This is a genomic window from Sphingomonas sp. 1F27F7B, assembly GCF_005503355.1.
Lineage (GTDB): Bacteria > Pseudomonadota > Alphaproteobacteria > Sphingomonadales > Sphingomonadaceae > Sphingomonas.
This window is the reverse complement of sequence record NZ_SCMK01000045.1, coordinates 1-9188: the sequence shown is the minus strand read 5'-3', so window position 1 is coordinate 9188 and position 9188 is coordinate 1. Positions and strand designations below refer to the sequence as shown.

Here is a 9188-nt window from a genome sequence, read left to right as displayed (position 1 = left end):
CTTCAAGATCGCGATGATCTGCTCTTCGCTGAACCTGCTGCGCTTCATTCTCGTCCGACTCCTTTGCGTCGGACTCTACTCAAAATCGGTCACATTCCAGGGGCGCACGTCAGTTCAGGCAGGATGCTGCTCGGCGAGGACAGTCAACATTGGACCCCGATTTTCGGAGTGCTTTGCATCATCCCAAAGGAGGTGGGCATTGGCAGAAGGAGAAATATAATAATAATAATACGTGCAAAAATTAGGCATAGAAATGAATCTCTATCAGAAATACGCCACGTCTATAAATAAATATCTAATATACGATGTTAATGTTTGCCATTCTATTTCAAATTCTTGCAGAATCTCCCACAATTCATGCTCAATACATTAACCTAGAATTTTATATTCACATAGCATTGATCATACTGAATACAAATAGCTGTATTGTTCTATAAAGCTATCGGCACAGGATACATCAACTATAATCTCAAACTTTAAGTCAAAAATCCGAGGGACGGCATAAATTATTTTCATACTGTATTTTCCAAATGCCAGTATTCTACCATTGGAGTTTCTATCGATAACAACGCGCAATTCACCATCATCAGATACCGGAAAAATCCAATCAGAATTTCTCGCATAATTAGACCAATCTTTAATGAACTCCACAAAATCTACCAATCCTCTTACGTTAAAACCGGAGTTTCTTATAGATATATCAAAACTATTTCGGTCATACTCCGGATTCTTATCCCGGGTAAATTCTATTGAAATTCCATTGGTTTGAATGTCGCCTTCTTTCTTGAATGTTATCCTGTCTTTACCTTCGGACGACAAAAATATTATATCCTGGGATTGTGCCATTAGCGCCTCCTTCCTTCCGGATTTCCTTTAGGTCGCCGCGAATGCTCTTCCGCTCGGTTTACGTTTCTTTCTCCCTCGTGCGGGGTTCTATTCCTGGCCTGATGTCCTCCCTGATCACTTCCAGGGCCTCGATCTGGAATCGGCTCGTCAGGATCGGGGTTCGAACCTTCTGTTCGTCGCCACTCCGATCTACGCCGGTCCACCTCTGCAGGATGCCATGGGTCACCTTTAAGGGCAGGCGAAGGCGCTCTATCGGCCGAACGGTCGGGAGATGAAGATTCATTCTGCTGCGGCTTTGGGGTTGGCGGCAACCCAATCACGGGCTCGGGAGATGAGAGTACTCGTCTTATCGCCTCACGGACAGCCCAGCGTGTGCCCTGGGTAACAACGGTTCTACAGGGGGCGTCGGCAGCACAGCGTATCGCTGCTCTAATGATTAGCCCCCCGGCTATAACACACGGACCGGCGAGAGGTCCGATACATTCTCCGGTGGGATCGGTATGATTTATGGGATCATCCGCAACATAAGCGTACAGATTAATCTGATCGGCATAGCCAATCGGATCGGTCTGCAAGAAACGCCCAAGCGTGGGCGAATAGATGCGGGCCTTGTAGTGGTACATGCCCAGTTCGGGGATCCACGCCTGGCCAGTATACTGGAAACGCCCGCTATTGCCGCTGGCAGGGATGCCATATTCGTCATAGCTGTTCACCGCGATGCGGTTGCCGCTTCCGTCGGTCAGCGCGATGATCGAGCCTTGATGATCCGCGAACAGGTAGCGCGGCGAAGTGTTGGCTCCGCTGAACTCCACCATCGGATCATCCACGCCGTCAGCAGCACCGTGCACATAGCGCTTCAGCAGATTGCCGGAGCCGTCATACTCGGCTGTCAGAGCATCGCCGTCGTATAGGAAGCGCGTATCGCTGACCCCGCTCCGGTAGACTTGGTACAGGCGGCCAAGCGGATCGTAGACCAGCGCAACACCCGCCGAGGTCGCCGTCAACCGGTTCTCGACGTCATAGGCGAAGCTGCTGCTGCCGTCCGAGATCAAATTGCCATTCGAGTCGTAGGCGAACGCCGCACCACCCGCGCCAGTATATTGATTGAGCCCATTCGCGGCATAGTTCCGATCAACGTTGACGTAGCCGGTGAAGCGATAGTCATCATTGTCGCGCGCGCGGCTGACGATCTGGCTTGCCGGATTATAGCCTAATGTCGTGGAGACATTCGCGGCGCTTGAAGAATAGTTATCCTTGTAGCTCGTCAGGCGCGAGATGCCGTCATAGCCATAGTTGGTGCCGAACCCCCAGGAGGCCGCCGACTGGATATACCGATAGAGCGTGGAAACGCGCCCGACCGCATCATAGGGGGGATAGAAGAGCCCGATAGTTCCATCGAGATCGGTATAATATAGTCGATCCAGACCATCGCGATAATAGTTCACGAAGTGACCATCGGGATGCGTCACGCGAATACGATTGCCATTGGCGTCATAGTCATAGGTCAGCTGGCGCGACGTACCAGCCATGCTGGTGGTGCTCGAAGTCTGACGGCCAAATCCGTCCCACGCGCTCAGGACGGCATCGGTGCCGCTATTGCTGTCGAACCGCGCCGCGGTCTGCAGCCCGCGCAGGTCGTAGGCGTAATAGACCCCACGCGCGCCACCATTGGGATACGTCTTGCTGACTACCCGATTGAGCGCGTCATAAGCATAGTTGATCGTCCGTCCGTCGCGCTTGCGCAGACTCGTGCGGTTGCCGTTCAGATCATAGCCATATTCCTCGCGGTCATTGGTATTGACTGCACCCGCAGTCGCCAGCGCATTGGCCGGGGTCGAGGGGGTGTAGCCGCCCGGCGCACTCGCCGAAGGAAATTGCCACTGCGCCTGGCGATCGAGGCCGTCATAGACCAGTCGCGCCTTGTTGCCGTTCGCGTCGACGACATATTCCTGCTTGCCGTTGGCCGTGTAGCTGTAGGTGACATAGGCCTGTTCCAGGGGCGTACCCACCGCCTTGCGCACCTGGAGCAGCTGGCCCGCCGCATCATAGGTGTTCTTCGTGATCCGGTCCGCACCCTGGCTTCCGGGCGTACCCAGAACGCAGGCGCTCGCGGGCAGCGAGCTGAACGCGGCGGGATTCATCCGCACCGCCGTGCATTCGAGCCGCCCATCGAGATCATAGCTATATTGCGTCACCTGATAGGTGACGCCGCCCGACGAGACATCCTCGCGCACCTTGCGGTCCATCGCGTCATAGCTCGTATCGACCTGGCTGAAGACCTGGAAGCCGCTCGTTCCGTTCCACACGGGCCAGGCAGCGGGCGCCACCGCCTCCGATTGCCAATCCGTCAGCTGGCCCTTCTCGACACGCGTCAAGCGCCCGGCAGCGTCATAGGCGTTTCGCACCGCCAGATGGTGCAACGACCCAGAGCCATCCGGGTCCGGTGCAATCGTACCCGTCACGCGCCCCACGGTGTCGTAACGCGTGGAACTGGTGAAATCGGAAGGCAGCATCTGGGCGAGAGCTGCGGCGGGGAAAAGGGCCAGCGAGGCGAGCAGCCCCAGCAACAAACGGTTCATGCCATCCCCCTCAGTTGCAGGCTGCCAGGCCCGCACGCGGCGCCGTGGTCCAGATCTTGTTGCCATGTTGATCATAGCCGAAGCAGGTGCGCAGAGGCGCGCCGCCGGCGCTCACCGCCGTCCCTCGCACACGCAGATTGTTGGCGGTGCCGTCGGGGCCATATTCGAACGTGGTGGTGGTGATCTGCGCGCCGGTATCACATGCCGGCGTCGAGGACGGTCGCCCGGTTCCGGTCCCGGCGACACTCTGGCAAACCGTCGCCGACGTTCGCACCCAGACCGGCGTGTCGGACGGAACCAGCCCGCTGCCGTTCGAGACATAGGCGTATCTCTGCGCATAGGTGTAGAGCTTCAGTGCCCTGGCCGCGCCGCTGGTCGGCGGCGGGCTGATCTCCCATTCGGGCTCGCCGAAGCTCGTATAGCCGAAATGCGTCACATTGCCGTTGGCATCCAGGGTGCTTTCGGGCTTGGTGCAGTGATTGGGATACCAAAGGCAGGGAGCGTAGGACACAACTAGCGTGGCGTTGCCCAACGGGCTGCCCGGCTTGGGATGCCGCACCGCGCTGCCGATCAGGCCGTTGGCCCCAAAGGTCACGTCGGTGCGCATGCCCTCCGGATCGGTGTAGTAGCGCAGCGGCAGGACGACGCACCGGTCATATTCCGTGGCAGGCAGTGCGGCTGCCACCACCGGATCGCAATATTCATAGGTCGTCGTGCGGCCCAGCTCGTCCGTCACGCTGACCGGCCCAGGCGTGATCTGGTAGATGCGGACGAAGCCGCCGCCGCCCGGATCCCCCGGATCGCCTGGATTGGGAAGTGTCTCTTCCTGTCCCGAATTATAGCCCGGCGTCAGCGTACGCGGCAGCATCGGCACACCATATTGGACCGAGACGGTGCGGCCTTGCCCATCGGTCACGACCCCGCCCGCGATCTGGTTGATCGTGCCGTTGGTCTGGCCGACAATGTCGGTATAGTCGTAATAATAGGTCTGGCCGTCGGCGAACTGCTGGAAATAAACCACATCGTGGACGTCATCCGCAGAAATGGTATCTCCATAGGTATTTGTGAGATAGGGTGACGAGGCGCCGGGCTTTACGAAACCTATGGTCTTCCCAGTTCCCGATGTTCCGTAGCTATACGCCCAAGTGGCATTGGCCGGATCCGTGACGCCGGTGAGCACCACGCCCGAGGCATAGCCATAGGCATAGGTCGCGGCGCGCACGCCGGCCGGGCAGATATTCCCCGAAGGCTTCGGGGTGACCGCCAGGTTGAGCACACAGGCCTTGCTGACATTGGCGCCCGCATATTCGAACAGCAGCGCATAGCCGCGATTGCTCGACACGCTGCGCAGCCGGGTCGTGTTGACCCCGCCGCCCGGCAGCTGGTCATATTCGAATTTCAGGACGGTCCCGTCCGGCTCCACGATCTTCGATGCAAAGGCGCAGCGCTGATAGGTCATGCAATCGCCGCTGTTGATCGGCCGGAAGGTGATGAGCGTTCCGTCGGTCTTCTGCAGCGTGTACACCGCAGTGCCGGACGAACGGTCGCCCGTATATGTCAGCCAGCTGACCGGCCCCTTCGAAGTGCCCCCGAAGACAGTCAGGCTTGCGCGCCCGTCAAAGGCTTCCGCACCGCCGCCCGTATAGGCGGTCAATCGATAGTCCGGGCCGGAGCCCTCATAACGCCCTGCGGTGATGTCGATGCGCTTCTCGACGATGTACATGTCCCAGTTGTGGGTGAAGTTGCCGAAGGGCAGCCCGTGGGTCATCGGGCCCTGGCGCGGCGTGCGGGTGAGCGCCAGGGCACTCCCCTCCTCGCCGATCGACACATCGGTCTGCGAGAAATTATACTTCCCGCTGCGCAGGTCCACCCCACCCTTGGTGACGAGGATATGGTCCGCCGGCGCACTCGCATAGGCCTGCGCATTGACGCTGGTCTGGCCGAACGCCGTGCTCGAACAGGCCAGCTGCGCGAATGCAGCCATGCCGATCGCAGCTGCACGCGAGGCGTGGAGACGGATTTTCCGCGGGTTTCGGTTAGCGCGCACGCGTCCTCCATATGGATCTGAGCAAGAAGCCGGGCTGGCGCACATGGCGTGGCCGCGCCTCCGAGCGGAGGCTTCATCCCGGGAAAGCAAGGAATTCAGTAGGGGCGGCAATGCCCCGCAACAGGATCAGGGCGTACGGGTGACGTTCACGTTGGTGCGGTTGCCCGCCTTGTCATAGGCATAGTTGGAAGTGGCGTTGCTGCTGGCATCGCCCTTCTGCTCGACCTTCACCAGCCGGCCCAGATCGTCATAGCTGTAATTGACCGTCTCGTTCATCGGTGCTGACGAGGAAGCCGAAGCCGACAGCACGGCAACGCCGACAGCGATGAACGAAATCGGTAGAATCAGTTGCTTCAGATATCGCATACACGCCCCCTTTGCATGCTCAGATTGAAAGTCGTTCCGACTCCCGGCGGATACGCCGCGCCTCACTGACATTTCCAAAACGCGTGAAATATGTTTCCAGAATATGTCAAATACTGCAAATGTAACCGATTCCGTGGCACCTCGCAGATTGCTTCCAGAAGCGCTTGGCACGCGCCGGCGCGCAACCGCTGCCGGCAATCGAGCCGACGCGGCTGTGATAAGCCGCACGTTGTCAGGTCTTTTCAGCTTCGACGCCCAACTGAAGGAAGGTCTGCATTCCGCATCCGCTCTTCTGGCGGCTGTCAGTCTGCAACCGGCCCAGATTCTGCCGTTCGGATGGATGGGTCAGAACGGCCGGTACTGAGGCGGAAGCCGTCAGGCCGCCTCTATTGCGTCTGCGGCCTAGTCTCGCTGTGAGTGCACAGCACGATTATCTTGCCACTGTTCGAGCCCCCGCTATAGGCTTGCCCGCTCGCGGCTATGGCGAAATTGGTAGACGCAACGGTTTTAGGTACCGTCGGGCAACCGTGGGGGTTCGAGTCCCTCTAGCCGCACCATCCCCTTCTCTATCAGCGCATGAAGATGCGCCACGGCAGGCTTGCAGGGCTGGAACCGGCCCGACCTGCCGTCGCGAAGAGTGGCCTGTAGAGGTCACTCGGTGGCCATCAGGAACCCGGACGGGGGACGGCCATCGCCAACGAAACGCATTCACCTTGCTTCGTATTTTACTCTTCTGCCCCCTGCCCTGGCTCCACTCACCGGGCCATTCATCTGCTTCTTCATAGGTGAGCTTTAGGCTGAGCCAGCCTCGGGTAAACCCAGCTCGCTTCCGCGCTGCACTTGTGCAGCTCCGCTCCCTTCGGGCTAGTGGGGTGTGACCCTCGGCTTTTGGGCTCGGCCCCTTTGCTCCCCATGAAGCCGCTGGATGGCCCGGCGGCGGAACCGAAGGAGCAGATCATGACCAAGCAACGCAAACTTCCCGGCATCAAGCCGACCCACCGCATCTATCTCGTCACCGGCGAGGGCAAGTCCGCCTTCTGGACGCCCATCGGCGCCGCCTGGCCCAACCGCGACGGCGAAGGTTTCTCACTCCAATATGATGCCCTGCCGCTCGGCGGGCGTACCGTAATGCGCCGCATCACCGAGCGCCCAGCGAAGGAAGCGGAGGCCGCCTAAGGCCTCCGCTGGCGGCGGCTCACCACCGCCGCCGCGTCGCCGCGATGATCTGCGCGATCGCCGCGAGCATGTTGGCGCAGGCATTGATGATGAAACTGATGTCGATGGTCGTCATGGGTTCCTCCCTGTTTCTTCCCGCGCGAAATTGCGTGAGACGAGGAAGGCAGAAGCCGACCGCCCAAGCCCGCCGGGCACAGGCCGCATGACATGCGCCGCTATGCGGGGCGAAGCTGCACGAAGGAAGCGAGCCGCCTTGCCCGGTGGGCGCGGTCGGCCACAACGAACCGAAGATAGCGTGATTTCGACAGGGATGATTTGGGCGGAACCCACAGGCTATCACCACATGCGTTTAGCGAACTCTCGCTCTTCAACACCCACCGCATCGAGGTAGATCGAGGTGGTGTCCGGCGATGCGTGCCCCATCCAGCGCTGGATGAGATTGGGCGGCACCGACTTGGATGCGGCACGGATGCCGAACCAATGCGGCAGCCCTTTGCAGCAGGCCATCGGCCCGCGCACTTGCGCCGCCGCGTGCAACCGCTTGATGTGCCGCCATGCGGTGACGCGGTGCATGGGCCAATAGCAATCGCCCGGCGCGACGGGCAGCGCGGCCAACATCATCACCAGTTCCGGCGGCACCGGCACGGCGCGAAAGCAGAGCTTGCGCCGCTTGAGCGTCCGGAACAGGAGCTTACCTCCCCGCCGATCAAGCCGCTCTGGCGTCAGGGCCAGCGCTTCACTGATGCGACAGCCGGTACAGGCGAGAACGTAGCAGAGCGCCCGTAGATCGGCGGGCAGCAGATCGGCCGCCGTCAGGAAACGCCGACGCTCGTCAGCATTCAGGTATTTCCGACGCCCTCGATCGTCATAGACCTGCCAATGTGTGGGCAACTCAGCGGACACGCGCACCCCCTGCAACAGAATGGGCAATAGGGTTGCGGACATAAATTTTCAGTCGGGAACCATTCGCTGGCGGCAACTAGGCCGTCTCATGCCTGTCCGGTTCGGAGCACCGGGGCTGGGAAGCTGAAATCCGGACGAATCAACGAATCTGTCGGCAGCCGTTCAACAGCTGAGGTCAAGTGATGAGATTTGGAGGACTATAGCTACCATCTATTTAGCATTTTGATCGTAAACGGTAGAATAAATAGCGCGGCAAGCAACCATGGGGCGGATACGAGTGGATATAATCGCAGGAGTGGCCGAAGCACCCCCAGACTGGGAGCGGTACTGTAACGAGGTCAAGATCGCAGGCCCTTTCGAGAATCGCATCCTCTATGCCATGTGCCGGGATTACCCTTGCCATGACGATTACTACCTGACGGCGGGCAAGGTGACCGCGATTGGGCGTATTTACGCTGCGGCACCTGAACGCGGCGCAGGGGTAGGCCGGACAACGGCTCCTTTGGCGGAAACTATCGCCAACCGGTTGGCCGTATCAGCTTTGGACCAGAAAACTGACGACATCGGCTTTTCCGATCGCTTCTCGCATCAGTTGATGAAGAAGGTAGTCGAGATCCACAAGCTGCTGGTCGACGAGATCGCCGCTGCAACGCGCGAATGGTCCGCAAAGGGCACTGATACAGGTTGGTCGCCGCGCAACCAGGCGTCATTTGCGTCGAAGTATCTTCATTTCCATAGACCGAATGCATTCCCGATCATGGATTCGCTCGCAAGGGCCGGGCTCGCGTGTGCAGGCATAAGAGGAGCGCTCAATACCTACGAACGATTCTGTGAAGGACTACTGCAATATCTTGTTGATCAAGAACCGAACTGGACGCCGCGTAGCATCGATATGATACTCGTTGCCCAGGGCAGAATCCATTCCGATCGAACCCCATCGCGATGCCGACGGTGTAATGTTGAGTTCGTCAGACGGCCGCGCAAGAAAGCTCAGACTTCATCAGCATGATGCTGCATTTCCTTCTCGGGCGGGCCTCCGCTGACCGGGCCGGTTACACCAGGATTGCTGACGTTCGCCGGACCAAAGCCCCTCATCGGAAAGCGCCATACATTCAGGCTCTGCAAGCGTGTTGAGTTGGGCCGCATGCTGAAAGTCCGCTTCTAGGGTCAGGACTCATTGGTCATAGCCAGAAGATGATGGTGGCGGCGAGCGCGATGGCGGAGAAGAAGGTGGTGGGGCAGCGGTCGTAACGGGTAGCGACGCGGCGCCA

Annotated in this window: 7 protein-coding genes, 1 tRNA gene and 1 pseudogene; 3 read left to right on the top strand and 6 right to left on the bottom strand. The window is 59.2% G+C overall.

Features of this window, described 5'->3' with window-relative positions; genetic code table 11:
• Nucleotides 1-402: 402 nt before the first annotated feature.
• The 4 genes from FFS08_RS23080 to FFS08_RS23065 form a co-directional block, all read right to left on the bottom strand.
• Nucleotides 403-846, bottom strand: coding sequence for a hypothetical protein (locus FFS08_RS23080; RefSeq protein WP_137865081.1), 444 nt, complete (start codon nt 844-846; stop codon nt 403-405).
• Nucleotides 846-3425 carry an RHS repeat domain-containing protein gene (locus FFS08_RS23075; RefSeq protein WP_171012783.1) on the bottom strand — a complete coding sequence of 860 codons (2580 nt, stop codon included), beginning with the start codon at nt 3423-3425 and terminating at the stop codon, nt 846-848. The genes FFS08_RS23080 and FFS08_RS23075 overlap by 1 nt, the downstream gene beginning before the upstream one ends.
• Before the next feature lie 10 nt (nt 3426-3435).
• Nucleotides 3436-5409: a hypothetical protein gene (locus FFS08_RS23070; protein WP_137865079.1), complete on the bottom strand. Its 1974-nt coding sequence runs from the start codon at nt 5407-5409 to the stop codon at nt 3436-3438.
• 189 nt (nt 5410-5598) lie between these two features.
• Nucleotides 5599-5838: an RHS repeat domain-containing protein gene (locus FFS08_RS23065; RefSeq protein WP_137865078.1), complete on the bottom strand. Its 240-nt coding sequence runs from the start codon at nt 5836-5838 to the stop codon at nt 5599-5601.
• 474 nt (nt 5839-6312) lie between these two features.
• Here FFS08_RS23065 and FFS08_RS23060 point away from each other — a divergent pair.
• Nucleotides 6313-6395, top strand: a tRNA-Leu gene (locus tag FFS08_RS23060).
• 400 nt (nt 6396-6795) lie between these two features.
• Nucleotides 6796-7014 (top strand): hypothetical protein, encoded by a 219-nt coding sequence (locus FFS08_RS23055; RefSeq protein ID WP_137865077.1) that lies wholly within the window; start codon nt 6796-6798, stop codon nt 7012-7014.
• Between the two features lie 336 nt (nt 7015-7350).
• On the opposite strand, the gene FFS08_RS23050 is transcribed toward FFS08_RS23055, so the two are convergent.
• Nucleotides 7351-7917 (bottom strand): tyrosine-type recombinase/integrase, encoded by a 567-nt coding sequence (locus FFS08_RS23050; protein ID WP_212742069.1) that lies wholly within the window; start codon nt 7915-7917, stop codon nt 7351-7353.
• Nucleotides 7918-8212: 295 nt separating this feature from the next.
• On the opposite strand from FFS08_RS23050, the gene FFS08_RS23045 reads away from it, so the two are divergent.
• The gene (locus FFS08_RS23045) at nt 8213-8926 is read left to right on the top strand and encodes a hypothetical protein (protein WP_137865075.1); all 714 of its coding nucleotides are present in this window, start codon (nt 8213-8215) and stop codon (nt 8924-8926) included.
• A 172-nt stretch (nt 8927-9098) separates the two neighbouring features.
• Here FFS08_RS23045 and FFS08_RS23040 read toward each other — a convergent pair.
• Nucleotides 9099-9188: pseudogene (locus tag FFS08_RS23040) on the bottom strand (IS5/IS1182 family transposase); the annotation flags it as partial.